Here is a 17,126-nt window from a genome sequence, read left to right as displayed (position 1 = left end):
CGCGGGTCATCGGACGGGGGCGGCGTAGGCGGCGGCCCACTGGTCGAGAACGAGGCGGTGGGGCTTCACGAAGTGCTCCTCGGCGTAGCGCCCCTGCGTGACGGCGAGCTGGCTGCGCTCTTCGCGGTCGTAGTCGATGCCGGTGCGCACGAAGTCGGGCTGGTCGAGCGTCGGACGGTAGACCGCGCCGGCGGGGGTGACGGCGTTGTAGACCTCGGGGCGGTAGATCTTCTGGAAGGTCTCCATCGTGCTGATGGTGCCGATCAGCTGCAGGTCGGTGTAGTCGCCCAGCAGGTCGCCGTGGAAGTAGAACGCGAACGGCGCCACGCTGCCCCGCGGCATGAAGTAGCGCGCCTGCAGGCCCATCTTGGCGAAGTATTCGTCGGTCATCGAGAACGAGTCCTGCTCGTACTCGATGCCCAGCACGGGGTGCACCACGCCCGTACGGCGGTAGGTACGGCTCGTCGACACGCTGATGCAGATCACGGGCGACTGGGGGAAGCGCTCGCGATAGGCGTCGGAGTCGAGGAAGTGCTGGAAGAGCTTTCCGTGCAGGATGCCGAAATCGTCGGGCACCGTGAACCCGTAGCCGCTCGCATTGGCCGCGGGCAGGACCACGCTGAAGTCGTAGTCGCGCAGGTACGACGAGAAGTTGTTGCCGACGATCCCTCGATGGCGCTCGCCGGTGACGGTGTCGACGACGTGCACGTCGAGCACCTCGATCACGGGGATGTGCTCGTCGTCAGCGCCGTCGGTGAACTGCAGCTGCACCGAGACGATGTCGAGCTCGACGCGGTACCGGTCGCCGGTGGGGTTGTCGTCGCTCGCGAGGTCGTTGAAGCGGCGGTCGATCATCGAGAGGGCGTTGCGCAGGTTCTGCTGCCGGTGCTCTCCCCGCGCGAGGTTGGCGAAGTTCGTCGTGACGCGCGAGGTGTCGGCCGGGGCGTAGTCCTCGTCGAAACGGGTGGTGCTGATGCTGAACGTGATGTCGTTCGCCATAAGAAGCCAATCGGGGCCGAGAGGCACGGGCCTCGGGGATGTCGGTGATTCCATCGTGCTCGGATGCCGCGGTCATCGGGTAATTCCGCTCAGCTATGCACGCCTATAGCCTGGGGCTATGGCCAAGCGCACGAGCGGCATCACCCTGCAACAGCTCCAGTACTTCATCGAGGTCGCCGCCGAGGGATCGATCACCGCCGCGGCCGACATCCTGTTCGTCGCGCAGCCGACCATGTCGGCCGCGATGAAAGACCTCGAGCACCGGGTGGGACGCGATCTGCTCACGCGTTCCGCGCGCGGGGTCACCCTCACCGTCGACGGCGTGGAGTTCCTCGGCTACGCGCGGCAGGTCGTCGAGCAGGCGGAGCTGCTCGAGCAGCGGTACCTGGGCCGGCCGCCCTCGCGGCGCCTGCTCGGGGTCTCGACCCAGCACTACTCGTTCGCGGTCGACGCGTTCGTGCGCATGGTGAAGGGCACGAACGCGGCGGAGTACGAGTTCTCGCTGCGCGAGACCCGCACCTTCGACATCATCGAAGACGTCCGCACGCTGCGCAGCGAACTCGGCATCCTGTTCCGCAACGACTTCAATCGCAACGTGCTCGACAAGCTGCTGCGCGACTCGGGGCTCGCGTTCCACCCGCTGTTCGTCGCCGAGCCGCACATCTTCGTCTCGCGACGCAACCCGCTCGCCCGGCGCACGCGCGCCACCCTCGACGACCTCGTCGCCCTGCCGCGCCTGACCTTCGACCAGGGGGCGAACAACTCCTTCTACTTCGCCGAGGAGATCCTCTCGACGCTGTCGAGCGCCCAGGAGATCCGCGTCTCGGACCGCGCCACGATCTTCAACCTCATGATCGGTCTCGACGGCTACACGATCTCGACCGGCATCATCAGCGACGACCTCGACCCCGAGATCGTCGCCGTGCCCCTCGACGTCGACGAGCACATCGAGATCGGCTGGATCGGCCGCACCGCGATCCCCCTCACCGAGCAGGCGCAGCGGTACCTCGCCGAGGTGCGCGACGTGGTGGCGGGGTTCGGCGTGGAGGTACTCGGGTAGGGGAGCGGATGCCATGTCTCCCGCCCGCTGTCGGGTGCGGCGCTGACCGTCAGAGTCCGAGCAACGGAAGCTCGGTGAGTAGGTTTGGACGATAGTCGGCGGGCGGCCGACACGGCGAAGCAGGGAGAGCAGTGAACACGGATCTGGGTGCGATGCAGAAGCCGAAGCGAAAGCGATCGCCCCACGTCGCCCCATCGGAACTGGACTACTACGCACGGATGCTTCAGAAGATCCAAACGAAGAAACATGAGGTCTATGCGATCAGTCGCATCCTGCACCGACTTGACGACCCCGAAATCGAGCTCGTCACACAGCAGGCCGTTCACACCAGCGAAGGTCTCGCGCTGTTGGACCTGTACCTGCCACAGTTCGGCATCGCCGTCGAAGTCGACGAGCTGCACCACTTCTCAGCCCAGGGCAAAGATGGGGACAAGGCGCGCGAGCAACGCGTCCTCGACCTCACATCACTCGAATTCGTCAGGCTCGGTATCGGGTCACTGCACACGCGGGACGAGTTCCGCCGCAGTGTAGACGGCTTCATCGAAGATATTCGGCGTCGAAAGCAGACGGCGGTGTCGACGGACACGTTCGCTCCGTTCTCTTACGGCTCCCGCCACGATCCCGAGCACTGGATCGCCCGCGGTCGGTTGACGATCGACGACGAGGCGCAGATGCAGCGCATGCACCACGTCACACGATTGTTCGGGCATCAGCATAAGCACTGGCAGCGAGCTACCCTCGGCCTCGAGGACGGGCGGCAAGTATGGATGCCACACCTCGCGCAGGAAGGTTCGCCCCGACGCACAGACTGGGACAACCGCCTCCTCGCCGGTGGGCGAACGATCGTTGAGCGGCGACTGGGCGATTGGGCCACGGGCACGTACGAAGACGTCGAGCGAATCGTGTTCGCCAGGTTCCGTGACCCCGTGTTCGGTTCGGTCTATTACCGATTCCTGGGTGTCTTCCGGATCACGTCGCAGGAAGGTGACACCACCACTTTCACCCGCGTCGCCACCGAAATCATGCTGCCGGCGAGCAACTGAAGGATCGCCCCGTCCGATCACCCGCGATCCGTATGCGGGCGCTGCGCGGTTGAGGTGCATTGCGTGCGAGTGGCCCATGAGATGCGTCGGCGCTTCGCGCAATCGACCTGAATATGGAGTGCGGGGAGGCTGAGCCGCTGCGCTCCCCACCTGCGGTCCTACATGTCTGCGACCCGTGTCGGCGGTCAAGGATATGCTCCCTGCTCAGGGCCACTTGGGGGATCACGATGACAACGGTTCATGAGCTGTTCGAGCACGCCGGAGTGCCGTACGCAGGCGTCGTCGCGTGGGGCGACCCGGTGTCGCTGGCACTGCCCGGGGTATACGTCGTATCCACGAGTAGAGACCCCGACGTGTCGAATGGCCCCGAGAAGCCCCCGCTCAACCTCGCTGCGATCGATGCGCTGCTCGCGGCTAGGCCCGAAGCAACCGTCGACAAGCGCACGGCGACACCGGAGCTTTTGGCCGGTCGACTGCGGAGCATGTGGCCGAGCGGAGAGTCCATTGTTTACGTCGGCCTCGCCGGGACAAGCACTGAGCATCGGGTTGAGCAGTACTACCGCACCGTGATCGGCGCGCGAGCGCCACATGCCGGAGGATGGCCGGTGAAGATGCTGGACCCTTCCACACTGTGGGTGCACTACGGCGCTACGCAGGATCCCGACGCCACAGAGAAGGCCATGATTCGTCGATTCGTCTCTGGAGTGCCTGCAAACGTGGCAAGAACGCTCATTGATACGTCGGCACCGCTGCCATTCGCCAACTTCATCTTTCCCGCCGGGCGCCGTAAAGCGCACGGCCTGCGCGGCGTCAAAGAAGCACGCACTCGGGGCGCCCACGACCGGGTACCCGTCACACCCGACAAACTTACGTCAGCCACCCTTCCCACCCTCCCCGCGCTCCGCGACTCCCGACTGCCTACGCCAGACGGCGCCACGCGGCGCACGCAGAACATCACGTCGGGCGACCTCGATCGAGGACAAATCCGTGTTCCGCGCGAATCGAAGTCGATCTTCCCGACCGCCAAGACTCGCATCGAGGTTGAACTCGGCAATGAAACCTTCGACGTCTCGTGGGACCCAAGAACTGAAGGTGCCAACGAACGGTCAGGTGTGATTCGAGTCGGCAAGGAGGCGCTCTCCCGCTACATATCTGCGGGAGGTCCAAGGACCGTAGAGGTAACCTCGACCGGATTTCGTATCACGTAGCCGCCCTGGACCGCGATCCCTCAGCGGTCATGTCCTGCCGGGGTCGGACAGCGTAGGTCTGAGCCATCGATCCTAGGAGGGGTGTCGCCTGAGAATGCTGGTGGGCTGACGAGCCAGAATAGGCAGCGCCAGAACAGTAGGTGACCGAGTCACAGTAGGAGGGTTACATCACGTGATGTCACCGAAGTCTTGACGTCATCCCTCGTCGTCAGGGCCGAGCTGGCGCCCTCGGGTGGACGTGGAGCACTGAGAAATGGCTCCCGGGAAAGGGGCTCCCGGTCGAAGCAGCTCAAGCTCAACAGGACGCGTGCGCGCATCACGCGATGGCGACAGATTCCATTACACCTGGGCAGCATCTCGTGCCCTACAACTACTGAGCCCCGCGTCCAATCTCCGGCTGGTTTCGATCGAAGGACTGGGATAACTCCCGACTGACGAAGAGCCAGACGGTGCTGAGGTAATAGACCTCCTTGAGTTCTACGGGCCCGCCGGCGAAGCCATTAGCTCCCTAGAGGTACGTCAGTTCAAGCACTCCACTCTGCGCCCGGATGGCCAGCTTGCCCTGGGCGAAGTTAGCGGCGGATGCTGAATCAGGCGGTCTTCTCACGCATCTACGTCTACTCAAACGAGATCACGGACGTGGAGTTCAACGAGCCGTTCGACATGCTGATGGCGGCGGGGAAGTCGTACGAGAACCCAACGAAAACCGCCCCTGGGGACAGGGGCGGGGATACAACAGCGGCCGAGGCAGCGAGTTCCGTAAACATCGCTGTGGGCGATTTTTCGAGTAACAACGAAGTGGTGGGCCCCGTGGGGCTCGAACCCACGACCCGCGGATTAAAAGTCCGATGCTCTACCGACTGAGCTAGAGGCCCTCGTCGTCCAGCTTACCGGGCGCGATGACGAGCTCGTGCTCACCGACGCGTTCGCGCCACGATCCAGAACAGGTAGGCGCCTCCGACGACGGCCGTCAGCAATCCGACGGGGATCTGCAGTGGTGCCAGCGCCCGCTGGGCGATGACGTCGGCGACGAGCAGCACCGTGGCGCCCGTGACCGCCGATCCCCCCAGGGGGATCCCGCTCGTGCCCATGGTGCGGCGCGCGAGCTGCGGGGCGGCGAGGGCGATGAAGCCGATGGGACCGGCGACGGCGGTGGCGGTTCCGGTCAGAAGAGCCGCGACCACGACGAGCAGCAGCCGCAGGCGCCCGATGCGAACGCCCAACGAGCGGGCGGTGTCGTCGCCGAGCTCCAGTGTGCGGAAGTCGCGGTGCACCAGGACGAGGACGAAGCCCAAGACCCCGAGGGCCCCGACGAGCAGGGCCACGTCGGTGAGCGTGGTCGCGACGAGGCTGCCGTGCAGCCACTGGTCGGCGTTGCGGGCGATCTCGATCGGTGCGCGGGTGAGCAGGTAGTCGTTCACGGCCGCCAGCAGGGTGCTCAGCGCGATGCCGGCGAGGATGGTCCGCTCGCGCGAGACGCCGACGCTGCGCGCGATCGCCATGACGACGACGACCGTCAAAATGCCGCCGATCCACGCGCCCGCCGCGGGCGCTGCGGTGGGCGCAATGAGTGTGAGCCCGACGAGGGCGCCGGTGGCCGAGCCCGCGCTGAACCCGATGATGTCGGGGCTCGCGAGCGGGTTGCGTGCCAGGGTCTGGAAGACCGCGCCGGCCAGGCCCAGCGCCGCGCCGATCGCGAGGGCGGCGAGCATGCGCGGCACGCGCATCCCCATGACGACGACGGTGGTGCGCCCGTCGGCCGTCCCCATCAGGGCGGATGCCACGTCGCTCAATGAGGTGTCGAAGGAACCCGTCGTCAGGCCGGCGATCGCCGCGAGGACGGCGATCGCGATCGTCACGCCGACCACGAGCGTCGCGCGGCGGCGCCGCCGGGGGAGTGTGCGGCTCGGCGGGTGGGATGCGGCGATCACGACGCCCTCCGAACGACGAGCCAGAGCAGCAGCGGCGCCCCGACGAACGCCGCGACGATCCCGGCTTCGACCTCGCCCGGTATCGCGATGACGCGTCCGATCACATCGCTCGCGAGGGTGAGCGCCGCACCCGACAGGGCGGCGAGGACGATCGTCGAGCGCACGTCGCCGCCGACGGTGCGGCGCACGATGTGGGCGACGATCAGGCCGATGAAGGCCAGCGGCCCCGCGGCCGAGGTCGCGGCGGCACAGAGCAGGGTGATGGCCGCGCCCGCGCCGACGATCGTCAGGGCGGGCGAGGTTCCGAGCGAGCGGGCCAGGTCGGTGCCTAGGCGCAGCTGGTCGAGTCCCCGCGCGATCACGAGGGTCAGGATCAGGCCCGCGATCGCGAACGGGAGCACCTGCGCCGCCACGTCCGCATCGCGCCGCTCGAACGAGCCGACGGCCCAGAACCGGAACGACTCGAACGTGTCGTCGTCGGCGAGCGTGATGATGCGCACGACCGCGCCGAGACACGCACTCAGCGCGACTCCGGCCAGGATCAGTCCGACGGTGTCGCCGCGGCGACCGGGACGGGCGGCGGCGTTCACCAGCAGGGCCGCCGACGCGGCTCCCGCGAAGGCGAACCAGACGTATCCGCTCGCCGTCCCCACGCCGAAGAACGCGATCGCCACGACCACCCCGACGGCCGCTCCCGCGTTGACGCCCAACAAACCCGGATCGGCGAGGGGATTACGGGTGACCGCCTGCATGAGCACACCCGCCACCCCGAGGCACGCACCGGCCAGCAGGGCGGTGAGCGTGCGCGGAACACGGAGCTCGTGCACGATCACGCCCGCGGCATCTCGCCGGTCCGAGAACAGGGCGGCGATGACGTCGGCGGGGGCGAGCGCGCGCGACCCGACGGCGAGACTGGCGACGGTGAGCACGATGACTGCCACCACCATCGCGACGGTCAGAATCACCAGGCTCATTCGCGCGGCCCGGTGACGGGTGACGAGTCGGGTGACCGCCGTCGGGGGAGTGACGGTGGCGAGGTCAGGCACGAAGGTAAGGATACCCTCACTCCGTGACTGTTTTTCGTTCCCCGTCCTTCCGCACCCGTTTTCGTCCTCGTCGCCTCGGTGCTGTCATCGGCGTGACGGCCGTGCTCGCCCTCGCCGGCTGCGCGGGCTCGCCCGCCCCCGCGTCGACCGTCGACGCCGAAGCCGGTTCCACCGGCGAATGGGTCGTGGCGCGCGACCTCGAACCCGGTATGGGCTCGACCGAGCCAGACGGCGTCTTCCCGCGCACGGTGACGCACTTTGAGGGGGCGACCGAGATCCCCGCCGCGCCGACGCGCATCGCCGTCGTGTCGACCGGTCAGCTCGACGCACTCCTCGCCCTCGGCGAGGTCCCCACCGTCGCGACGCGCGCCGAGAACAGCGGGCTCGTGCCGCAGTACCTCGTCGACGCCTTCACTCAGGATGCCGCGGCCCTCAGCGCCATGACCGACATCGGCCAGCGCACCGAGCCCGACCTCGAGGCCATCGCACAGGCGGCCCCCGATCTCATCCTCATCAACTCCACGCGCGGCGCAGAGCTGTACGACGCGCTCGCGGCCATCGCTCCGACCGTCGTCACCAAGGGCAACGGCGTCAACTGGAAGAGCGACTTCCTGCTCATCGCCGACGCCCTCGGCGACGAGGGCGCGGCGCGGGGCATCCTCGACTCTCTGCACGCCGACAGCGCGGCGTTCGCGCAGACGCACCCGGAGGGGGAGCCGACCGTGTCGTTCCTGCAGTCGACGGGCGACCGCACCCGCATCATGGGGGTGCCGTCGTTCGCGGGTGGCATCGCCGAGGATCTGGGGCTGGGGCGGCCGGCGTCGCAGCAGTTCGACGAGACGTCGCAAGAGATCAGCGCCGAACAGATCGACCTCGCCGACGCCGATCGCCTGTTCTACGCGGGAACCGGCCAGGGGCTGGCCTTCATCGAGGACGCGCCGCTGTGGCCGACCCTGAAAGCGGTCGCCGATGGGCACACCGTGGCCGTTGATTTCGACCCCTGGTTCATGAATGCGGGTCCGGTCGCGGCGCGTCTGGTGCAGGACGAGATCGTCCGCGCGATCGACGACTGACCCACGAACGAAAGCGAGCGCCGGACCCCCTCGCCTGGGGTCCGGCGCTCGCCGTCTACTTCGGTCGGTGATCGACCGATCGAGTGCGCGGAGACCGCGCAGTCGAGAATTACATCGGGGGCATCAGCACCGAGTCGATGAGGTACACCGTGGCGTTGGCGGTCTGGACGCCACCGCAGATGACGTTGGCCGAGCCGTTGACCGTGATCGCGTCGCCCGAACCGGCGACCGTGACATCCTGGCCCTCGACCGTGGTGTGGGTGCCGTCGATCTCGTCGGGGGTGATCTGGCCGGGGACCACGTGGTACGTGAGGATCTTGGTCAGCGTGGCCGAGTCGGTCTTGAGGCCGTCGATGGTGGCGGCGTCGATCTTGGCGAACGCGTCGTCGACCGGAGCGAAGACGGTGAACTCGCTGCCGTTGAGCGTGTCGACCAGGTTCACGTCGGGGTTCAGCTGGCCGCTGACCGCCGCGGTGAGCGTGGTGAGCAGCGGGTTGTTCGAGGCGGCGACCGCGACCGGGTCAGCAGCCATGCCGGCGACCGAGCCGGAGCCCGAGGGAACGGCGGCGGCGTAGTCGGCACAGCCGGCACCGACGAGGTTGGCGGCCGGGTCCATCATCGACGACGACGCCGAAGCGGAGGGCGAGGCGGCCATCGAGGGAGCCATGCTCTCCTCAGTGGTGCCGCCCGAGGTGGTGGCGCCGCCGGAGCAGGCGGTGAGTGCGAAGGCCGAGCCCAGAACGAGGGCGAGACCAGCAACGACGGGCTTCTTGTTGATGAGCATGACATTCCTCCGAGAATCATTCGGATCGCGTCTGCGACCCGTCAGGGACACCCCGGTGCGAGGGGCGGTTCACCGTGGAGCGGCTTACACAGGGTCTTCGGGACCCCCGGGGGATCGGATTGCGGATTGTTGCGATCTAGGTCGGATTTCGGCATCCGGTGGCGGGAAAATCCCAGGTCAGAGGCTCGTAAATATTCTTCAGAATCTTTTTGATCCGAGTTCGATCGGCCCGAGGATCGCGGGCCGGCCCCGCCGAGCTGCGCGGCTCGCGCGCGCGCGTACGGGGGTCTCTGTATGCGTAAGGAATGATGGAGGCCATGGTGATCGACGGTTTCGACCTTCCCGACGACGGGACGGAGCCTGTCGATCAGGTCGGGGCGCTGCTGCAGCGCGTCGCGACGGGCGATCGCCTCGCCTTCGCTGAGCTGTACGACGTCCTGTCGGCCCGTGCCTTCGGCCTCATCCTGCGCGTGCTCGTCGACCGCTCGCAGAGCGAAGAGGTGTTGCAGGAAGTGTTCCTCGAGATCTGGCAATCCGCCGCGCGGTTCACTCCGAATAGAGGCCAAGGAAGGTCGTGGGTTCTCACGATCGCCCATCGGAGAGCGGTGGACCGCGTGCGGTCGTCGCAGTCCAGTGCCGATCGTGACGTACGCGCGGGGTTCCGCGATATGGACGTTGCCTATGACAACGTCTCTGAAAAAGTCGAGATGAAGATCGAGGGGCGACGCGTCGTCGATGCACTGGCGGCGCTTCCCGAAGCGCAGAAAGAAGCCCTCACCCTGGCCTACTTCGGTGGATACAGCCAGAGTGAGATCGCTACTCTCGTCGGGGCGCCGCTCGGAACGATCAAGACGAGGATGCGCGACGGATTGTCACGCTTGAGGATGGAAATGGGGGTGGACAAGTGAACGAGAGGGACTTCGCCGACCTCGCTGCCGGGCACGCGCTGAACGCGCTCTCGGCAGCAGATGAGCGCGCGTACCAGGAGGCTCTGGCGGGTAATCCGCACTGGGACTCCCACGTTCGATCTGCCGCCGATGCCGTGGCCGCGATCAGCGAAACCATCGAGCCCGTCGAGCCGCCTGCTTCCGTGCGTGCGTCATTGTTCGCCCGCATCTCCGATCTTCCCCAAGACGATTCCCCCGCTGCGGCGACCCCCGCCCCGCTCGACGACGAGGACTTCGCCGCAGCGGGCCTCACCCCTGTCGTGACGGAGCGTGAGCCCGTATCGACTGGTTCCGTCGCCTCGGCATCCGGCTGGGGCCGTCGCCGGTGGTTCACCCTGGCTGCGTCGTTCGCCGCTGTTCTCGCTCTCGGCTTCGGCGCCGTGAGCGTGGGTCAGCTGATGGCACCCCCGGCCGCCGTCGTCGCCCTGGAGCAGATCGAAGGATCGCCCGACGCCCGCTCGGCCACGGCCACCATGCCCGACGGCACCGTCGCGACCGCCCATTGGTCGGCGTCGACCGGACGCAGCGTGCTGGTCTCCGACGGCATGCCCGCGCTTCCGTCCGACAAGACGTACGAGCTGTGGTTCGTGCGCGAGGGCACCCCGATCGCCGCCGGAACCTTCGAGCCGGATGCCGATGGCTCGGCGACCGCGGTTCTCGAGGGCCAGATGCACGAGGGCGACGTCATCGCCGTCACGATCGAGCCGGCGGGCGGTTCGCCCGACGGAACGCCCAGCACCGACGCCGTCGTCGCCGTCGCGACGGCCTGAGCCCGGGTCTCGCTCTCGGCCCACGGTGAGGGTCGACGCCCTAGCCTGGAACGATGAGCGATTCCTCACGCGAGTTCCACAAGCCCGTGCGACGGCCCGCTGAGCTGTTCGACCGCCTGTTCGCGGCGGAGGACCCCGCCGAGGTGTCGCGCGTCGCGCACAGCACCGCGCAGGCCCTGCTGTCGAGAGTGCGGGCAGACCCCACCGTCGACGTCGTCGAGCGACTGGTCGCCTTCACCGACGACAACGGGATCGACGACATCGCGGAGCTGTGGTCGCGTTCCCCGGCGAAGTCGCTTCCGGGCGCGCTCTGGCGCCTGTACCTGTTGCAGTTGATGATCCACGACGACGCCGCGACCGCGGCTCTTCTCTACGAGCGCGGACGCACCGAGATCGCCACGGTCGACCCCGTCGTGGCGGGCGCGCCGGCCCCCGCCGGACCGGAAGAACTCGTGCAGCTGATCGACACGATCCTGCGGGGCCTCTTCGAGGGGGACTTCGCCGTGGCGCTCGATCGCGCGGCGGCCTTCTGTCGTGTGCAGGCCTCGGGGTCGAGTCACCTGGCCGATGACTACGAGAACACCGAGTCGGAGCGCGCGACGGCGCTCACCACCCGCGCGTTGCGCCTGGCGACGTACGCCGACGATCTGTCGGCCTCCGCCGCGCTCTGGCGCCGCGACGCGCTCGCCTGAGTCGGAGCGGATGACGCGACCCGTCGGGCCTGCGGCGGTGGATCGTGGTGCCGCCCGCGTTCCGCCGGCGCCGGACGACGAGAAGAGTGCCGCGCAGACGAGGGCAATGCCTCTCGAGCCTGCGACGCGACGTCTGCCGCAGAAAAGATAAGTGCCGGACCGCAGAACGCCTCTCGGCGCATGGCCGCTCAGAGCGGCAAAAGATGGAGCCCGGGGTTACTGCGGCCCGGCTAGAAGAGTGTAACAAGGGTCGGCCGAAGACATTCCCTCCGCGCGACCCGTTGACAAGCCCCGGGCGTGTTGCCTCGGCGGCCCTAGGCTCGCTGCATGGCTTGGCGTTTCGCTCTCGTGATCGACCCCGTGGCATCCGACGATCAGCGGGAGGATTTCTCCGACACGCTGCACACGGTGGACCCGAACGCTCCCGTGCTGCCGCTCGGTGAGCTCAGCGCGCAACGGGGCGACGGGGTCTTCGAATCGCTCGGCGTCGTCGACGGTCACCCGCAAGAGGTGGGGCCCCACCTCGAACGCCTGGCCCGGTCTGCGGGGCTGTGCGACCTTCCCACGCCGAATCCGGCGCAGTGGCGGGCCGCGATCGAGCGCGTCGCCGCCGAGGCCGGCGCCGGCGAGAGCGTCATCAAGCTCATCCTCAGCCGCGGCGTGGAGTCCGGCGCGTCGCCGACCGCGTGGATCACCCTCGCCACGGCCCCCGACAACGTCCGTGCCCGACGCGACGGCGTACGCATCGCCACCCTCGACCGGGGCTACCCGGCCGACGTCCCCGCCCGTGCCCCGTGGTTGCTGCTGGGGGCCAAGACCCTGTCGTACGCGGTGAACATGGCCGCGATCCGCGAGGCCCAGCGCCGCGGGGCCGACGACGCCGTCTTCGTCACGAACGACGGGGTCGTGCTCGAGGCGCCCACGGCATCCGTCCTGTTGCGCGTGGGCGACCGGTTCGTCACCCCCGAGCCGCAGGCCGGCATCCTGCACGGGACGACGCAGCTGAGCCTGTTCTCCCACCTGGAGTCGCGGGGGTTCTCGACCTCGTACGAGACCGTCCTGCTCGACGACCTCGAAGATGCGGATGCCGCGTGGCTGCTGTCGAGCGTGCGTCTCGCCGCGCCCGTGTCGGCCGTCGACGGTCGTCCGAAGACGGTGGACCGGGAGCTCACCGCCGACCTCAACGCGTACCTGCTGAGCCCGCGCGACTGAGCTCACGCGCCCAGCCCGCGCGACCGGCCCGCCCCGGCTCGGAAACGACGAAGGCCCCGCTGAAGCGGGGCCTTCGTCGTTCTGGCGCTTACCCGAAGCGGCCGGAGACGTAGTCTTCCGTGGCCTGCACGGTCGGCGCGGTGAAGATCGCCGACGTGTCGTTGTACTCGATGAGCTTGCCGGGCTTGCCGGTTCCGGCGATGTTGAAGAACGCCGTCTTGTCGCTCACGCGCGACGCCTGCTGCATGTTGTGCGTGACGATGACGATCGTGTACTCGTTCTTGAGCTCCGAGATGAGCTCCTCGATCGCGAAGGTCGAGATGGGGTCGAGCGCCGAGCAGGGCTCGTCCATCAGCAGCACGTCGGGCGAGACCGCGATCGCGCGGGCGATGCACAGACGCTGCTGCTGACCACCCGAGAGTCCGCCGCCGGGCTTCTCGAGGCGGTCCTTGACCTCGTTCCACAGGTTGGCGCCCTGCAGGGACTTCTCGACGAGGGCGTCGGCGTCGCTCTTCGACATGCGCTTGTCGTTGAGCTTGGCGCCGGCCAGGACGTTCTCACGGATCGACATCGTCGGGAACGGGTTGGGGCGCTGGAACACCATGCCGACGTGACGACGCACGAGCACGGGATCGACACCGGGACCGTAGAGGTCGTCGCCGTCGATGAGCACGCGGCCCTTGACGTGGCCGCCGGGGATCACCTCGTGCATGCGGTTCAGGGTGCGCAGGAACGTGGACTTGCCGCAGCCCGAGGGGCCGATGAAGGCGGTGACCGAACGCGGCTCGATGTCGATCGAGACGCCCTCGACCGCGAGGAAGTCGCTGTAGTAGACGTTGAGGTCCTGGACCTCGATGCTCTTGGACACGGGAGTGCCTTTCCTAGCTCAGCGCGCCTTCGGCGCGAACACGGCCGCGACGATCCGGGCGATCAGGTTGAAGATGACGACGAGGACGACCAGCAGGAACGCCGCGCCCCAGGCCTGGGCCTGAGAGGCGTCGATGTCTTGGCCGGGGAAGCTGTACGCGGTGTAGGCCATGACGGGGAGGGTCTGCATGGGACCGTCGAACGGGTTGGCGTTGAAGTTGTCGGTGAAGCTCGCCGCGATGAAGATCGGCGCCGTTTCACCCACCACGCGGGCCACGGCCAGCACGACACCGGTGATGATGCCGCTGGCGGCAGTGCGCAGCACGACCTTGATGATCGTGGCCGAGCGCGGCACGCCCAGGGCGAGCGACGCCTCGCGCAGATCGGCCGGCACCAGACGCAGCATCTCCTCGGTGGAGCGGATGACGATGGGGATCATCAGCACGCAGAGGGCGATGGATGCCGAGAAGCCGCTGAAGGCCTTCGGACCGACGACGAGGCTGAACAGCGAGAACGCGAACAGACCGGCGACGATCGAGGGGATACCGGTCATCACGTCGACGAGGAACGTGATCGCGCGGCGGAGCGGGTTGTTCGGCTGTGCGTACTCGACGAGGTAGACCGCGGCCAGGATGCCGATGGGCACCGAGATGAGGGCCGCGATCCCCGTGATGATCAGCGTTCCGGTGACGGCCTGCCAGGCACCGGGGGTCGCGACGACCTCGAGGGTGTTCGGGTCGAAGGCGGTGCCTCCCACCTGCGTGATGAACTGCAGGTTGACCACCGCGAGGCCCTTCGACACCACGGTGTAGAGGGTCGAGATGAGCGGCGCCACGGCGAGAAGGAAGGCCACGGTGACGAGGCCGCGCACGACCCGGTCGACCGCTTTGCGGCGGTTCTCGACGATGCTGGAGCCGACGCCGATGGCGATCAGGTACAGCACGGCGGTCAGGATCAGCCAGGTCGCGATGTTGAAGCCGCCCATGAGCAGCTGCATCGCGGCGACGACGACGGCGACACCGGCGAGCAGCGCGGGCTCGATGTAACGCGGGAGCCGGCCGCTGGTCAGCGCCAGGGGGGTCGAGGCCGCGGGGGTGACGGAGGCGGTCACGAGCGCTTTCCCTTCTTGCGACCCTTGGCCCCCGGGCCCGTCGCGGCGACGATGTAGCGCGCGAACATGTTGACCGCGAGCGAGACGACGAACAGCATCAGGCCCGTGCCGATCAGCGCGGAGCGCTGCAGGTCGGTCGCGATGGGGAAGTTCAGGGCGATGTTGGCGGCGATGGTCTGCGAGTTGTAGCCGTCGGTCAGCAGCAGCACCGAGTAGATGAGGCTCGGCGAGATGATGAGCGCGATGGCCATGGTCTCACCCAGCGCGCGGCCGAGGCCGAGCAGGGTGGCCGAGACCATGCCGCTGCGGGCGTAGGGGAACACCGCGAGGCGGATCATCTCCCAGCGCGTCGCGCCGAGGGCGAGGGCGGCCTCTTCGTGCAGGCGCGGGGTCTGCAGGAAGATCTCACGGGTGATCGAGGTGACGATCGGGAGGATCATGACCGCGAGCACCACTCCACCGGTGAACATCGTCGAGCCGGTGCTCGACACGGGGCCCTGGAACAGCGGGATCCAGCCGAGGTACTCGTTGAGGAACTGGCTCACCGGCAGCAGCAGCGGGCGCATCACGATGATGCCCCACAGTCCGAAGACGATCGAGGGCACCGCGGCGAGCAGGTCGACGACGTAGCCCAGGGCTCCGGCGATCTTGCGGGGCGCGTAGTGCGAGATGAACAGCGCGATGCCGATGGCGACCGGGGTGCCGATGACCATGGCGATGAGCGCCGCCCAGATGCTGCCGAACAGCAGTGGGCCGACGTACTCCCAGAAGTTGGTCCACGTGCCGTTCTGGTACCCGGCGAGGTCGCCCTGGGTCCAGTTGGCGGTGATGGCCGGAAGCCCACGCAGGATCAGGAAGATCGCGACGCCCGCGAGGATGATCATGATCGACACGGCAGCCGTGGTCGACAGACCGAGGAAGACCGTGTCGCCGACGCGACGCTTCCCGACGATGCTCGCTCGAGGCGGCGGAGGGGACGACGGGGCGGTCTCGGTGTCAGCGACGGTGTCAGTCACGCGGGACCTCACGCTCGGCACGGGTCATGGGGTGCTCCTCGGTCGGGTGTTCTGTGAGGATTCGGCTCAGCGAAACGCTCGATGATGATCGATCGCTTCGATCAGCCCGGCCCGACCCGCACGAGAGGTGCGAGCCGGGCCGAGTCCGACAGATGTTTACTTGATGGCCGAGAGGGTCTCGGCGGCAGCCTCGAGGACCGAGTCCGGCAGCGGTGCGGAGCCGGCGTTCTTGGCCGCGACCTGCTGGCCGAGCGAGCTCGTGACGAAGCCGAGGTACGACTTGACCAGCTCGGACTGCTTCGCGTCCTTGAACGTGCTGCAGGTGATGGCGTACGACACCAGCGGGATGGGGTACGTCTCGGCCGTGAGCTTCGAGTAGTCGAACTTCTTCGACAGGTCACCCGCGATGCCGTTGCTGGCGTCGACGGCCGCAGCCTCGAACGTCGCGGTGACGGCCTCGGGGCTGTAGGCGACGGCGGTGCCGTCCTGGATGACGGCAGCCGAGTTGAGGTCGCCGACGGCCGAGTGGTCGGCGTAGCCGATGGTGCCCGAGCCCGCCTTGACGGCCTCGACGACGCCGGAGCCGCCCTTCTGCTTCGACACGTTGCCCTCGACCGGCCAGTCCTTGCCCGCGGGGTAGGTCCACACCGACGACTGGGTCGCGGCGAGGTAGTTGGTGAAGTTCTGCGTGGTGCCCGAGCCGTCCGAACGCGCGACGGTCGTGATGGCGCCGGCGGGGAGCTCGGTGCCGTTGTCGGCGGTGATGGCCGGGTCGGACCAGTCGGTGATCTGCAGCGCGAAGATCTTGGCGATCGTCTCGCCCGAGAGCTTCAGCTCGGTGACACCGGGGATGTTGAAGATCATCGCGACGCCGTCGAGGTAGACGGGGATGTTCACGCCGCCCTCGGTGCACAGCGCCACCGACTGCGAGGTCTGGTCGGCGTTCAGCGGCGAGTCGGAGCCGGCGAAGTCGTACGCGCCGCTCAGGAAGTTGGTGACGCCACCGCCGGAGCCCTGCGACTTGTCGTAGTTGATCGTGACGCCCTTGGCCTGGGCGTTGTAGGCGCTGGTCCACGCGGCCTGCGCGTTGGACTGGGCGCTCGAGCCACCGGCGGTGATGGTGCCCGAGAGCGAGGAGTCGATGGTGAACGCCACGTCGGAGGAGGAGGGGGATTCCGAGGAGCCCGCGGCGCCGCCGGAGCTCGAGGGGCCGGCGCAGCCGGCGAGGGTCAGAGAGGCCACGGCGGCCACGGTGCCCAGCTGGGCGATTCGGGAGAGCTTCACTGTGTGAATCCTTCGCATGTCGGGAACAGGAACCCGGTGCAGGGTTCGTCGTGAACGGTAAACAGCGACTCTTACGAGACTGC

16 protein-coding genes and 1 tRNA gene are annotated in these 17,126 nt (G+C 67.8%); 8 read left to right on the top strand and 9 right to left on the bottom strand.

The window, feature by feature from the left end:
- Nucleotides 1-6 precede the first annotated feature (6 nt).
- Nucleotides 7-999 (bottom strand): putative oxygenase MesX, encoded by a 993-nt coding sequence (locus tag ASG45_RS12980; protein ID WP_055838354.1) that lies wholly within the window; start codon nucleotides 997-999, stop codon nucleotides 7-9.
- Between the two features lie 118 nt (nucleotides 1,000-1,117).
- Here ASG45_RS12980 and ASG45_RS12975 point away from each other — a divergent pair, with 118 nt between their 5' ends.
- The 3 genes from ASG45_RS12975 to ASG45_RS16250 all read left to right on the top strand — a co-directional run bounded on the left by ASG45_RS12975 (nucleotide 1,118) and on the right by ASG45_RS16250 (nucleotide 4,310).
- Entirely contained in the window at nucleotides 1,118-2,059 is a 942-nt protein-coding gene (locus ASG45_RS12975) for a LysR family transcriptional regulator (protein ID WP_055838351.1), read from the top strand.
- 131 nt (nucleotides 2,060-2,190) lie between these two features.
- Nucleotides 2,191-3,102, top strand: coding sequence for an AbaSI family restriction endonuclease (locus ASG45_RS12970; RefSeq protein WP_156459447.1), 912 nt, complete (start codon nucleotides 2,191-2,193; stop codon nucleotides 3,100-3,102).
- A 353-nt stretch (nucleotides 3,103-3,455) separates the two neighbouring features.
- Nucleotides 3,456-4,310, top strand: a complete 855-nt coding sequence (locus ASG45_RS16250; RefSeq protein ID WP_156459446.1) for a hypothetical protein — start codon at nucleotides 3,456-3,458, stop codon at nucleotides 4,308-4,310.
- 799 nt (nucleotides 4,311-5,109) lie between these two features.
- Here the strand turns inward: ASG45_RS16250 and ASG45_RS12965 are convergent.
- From ASG45_RS12965 to ASG45_RS12955, 3 genes are all read right to left on the bottom strand, one after another.
- Nucleotides 5,110-5,185, bottom strand: a tRNA-Lys gene (locus tag ASG45_RS12965).
- Between the two features lie 39 nt (nucleotides 5,186-5,224).
- Entirely contained in the window at nucleotides 5,225-6,241 is a 1,017-nt protein-coding gene (locus tag ASG45_RS12960; protein WP_162242849.1) for a FecCD family ABC transporter permease, read from the bottom strand.
- A complete protein-coding gene (locus tag ASG45_RS12955) occupies nucleotides 6,238-7,287 on the bottom strand; it encodes a FecCD family ABC transporter permease (protein WP_200943418.1) in 1,050 nt (349 codons plus the stop codon). The genes ASG45_RS12960 and ASG45_RS12955 overlap by 4 nt, the downstream gene beginning before the upstream one ends.
- A gap of 23 nt (nucleotides 7,288-7,310) precedes the next feature.
- On the opposite strand from ASG45_RS12955, the gene ASG45_RS12950 reads away from it, so the two are divergent.
- Nucleotides 7,311-8,360 carry an ABC transporter substrate-binding protein gene (locus ASG45_RS12950; protein WP_235561618.1) on the top strand — a complete coding sequence of 350 codons (1,050 nt, stop codon included), beginning with the start codon at nucleotides 7,311-7,313 and terminating at the stop codon, nucleotides 8,358-8,360.
- 109 nt (nucleotides 8,361-8,469) lie between these two features.
- Here the strand turns inward: ASG45_RS12950 and ASG45_RS12945 are convergent, their stop codons facing one another.
- Nucleotides 8,470-9,144, bottom strand: coding sequence for a fasciclin domain-containing protein (locus ASG45_RS12945; protein WP_055838347.1), 675 nt, complete (start codon nucleotides 9,142-9,144; stop codon nucleotides 8,470-8,472).
- Nucleotides 9,145-9,461: 317 nt separating this feature from the next.
- Here ASG45_RS12945 and sigK point away from each other — a divergent pair, with 317 nt between their 5' ends.
- From sigK to ASG45_RS12925, 4 genes are all read left to right on the top strand, one after another.
- Nucleotides 9,462-10,052, top strand: a complete 591-nt coding sequence (gene sigK, locus ASG45_RS12940) for an ECF RNA polymerase sigma factor SigK (protein ID WP_055839471.1) — start codon at nucleotides 9,462-9,464, stop codon at nucleotides 10,050-10,052.
- Nucleotides 10,049-10,861 carry an anti-sigma factor gene (locus tag ASG45_RS12935; protein ID WP_055838345.1) on the top strand — a complete coding sequence of 271 codons (813 nt, stop codon included), beginning with the start codon at nucleotides 10,049-10,051 and terminating at the stop codon, nucleotides 10,859-10,861. Before sigK ends, ASG45_RS12935 begins: the two co-directional genes overlap by 4 nt.
- Nucleotides 10,862-10,914: 53 nt before the next feature.
- The gene (locus ASG45_RS12930) at nucleotides 10,915-11,553 is read left to right on the top strand and encodes a hypothetical protein (protein WP_055838342.1); all 639 of its coding nucleotides are present in this window, start codon (nucleotides 10,915-10,917) and stop codon (nucleotides 11,551-11,553) included.
- Between the two features lie 327 nt (nucleotides 11,554-11,880).
- Nucleotides 11,881-12,765: an aminodeoxychorismate lyase gene (locus ASG45_RS12925; protein WP_055838340.1), complete on the top strand. Its 885-nt coding sequence runs from the start codon at nucleotides 11,881-11,883 to the stop codon at nucleotides 12,763-12,765.
- Between the two features lie 88 nt (nucleotides 12,766-12,853).
- Here ASG45_RS12925 and pstB read toward each other — a convergent pair whose 3' ends face one another.
- The 4 genes from pstB to ASG45_RS12905 all read right to left on the bottom strand — a co-directional run bounded on the left by pstB (nucleotide 12,854) and on the right by ASG45_RS12905 (nucleotide 17,043).
- A complete protein-coding gene (gene pstB, locus ASG45_RS12920) occupies nucleotides 12,854-13,633 on the bottom strand; it encodes a phosphate ABC transporter ATP-binding protein PstB (RefSeq protein ID WP_055838337.1) in 780 nt (259 codons plus the stop codon).
- A gap of 18 nt (nucleotides 13,634-13,651) precedes the next feature.
- Nucleotides 13,652-14,743 carry a phosphate ABC transporter permease PstA gene (gene pstA, locus ASG45_RS12915; protein WP_055838335.1) on the bottom strand — a complete coding sequence of 364 codons (1,092 nt, stop codon included), beginning with the start codon at nucleotides 14,741-14,743 and terminating at the stop codon, nucleotides 13,652-13,654.
- On the bottom strand, nucleotides 14,740-15,759 hold the full coding sequence (pstC, locus tag ASG45_RS12910; protein ID WP_055838334.1) for a phosphate ABC transporter permease subunit PstC: 1,020 nt from the start codon (nucleotides 15,757-15,759) through the stop codon (nucleotides 14,740-14,742). The genes pstA and pstC overlap by 4 nt, the downstream gene beginning before the upstream one ends.
- 156 nt (nucleotides 15,760-15,915) lie before the next feature.
- Nucleotides 15,916-17,043, bottom strand: coding sequence for a phosphate ABC transporter substrate-binding protein PstS (locus ASG45_RS12905; protein WP_055838330.1), 1,128 nt, complete (start codon nucleotides 17,041-17,043; stop codon nucleotides 15,916-15,918).
- Between the last annotated feature and the right edge of the window lie 83 nt (nucleotides 17,044-17,126).

The organism is Microbacterium sp. Leaf436 (genome assembly GCF_001424715.1).
Classification (GTDB): Bacteria; Actinomycetota; Actinomycetes; order Actinomycetales; family Microbacteriaceae; genus Microbacterium.
This window is presented reverse-complemented; position numbering and strand designations above follow the sequence as displayed.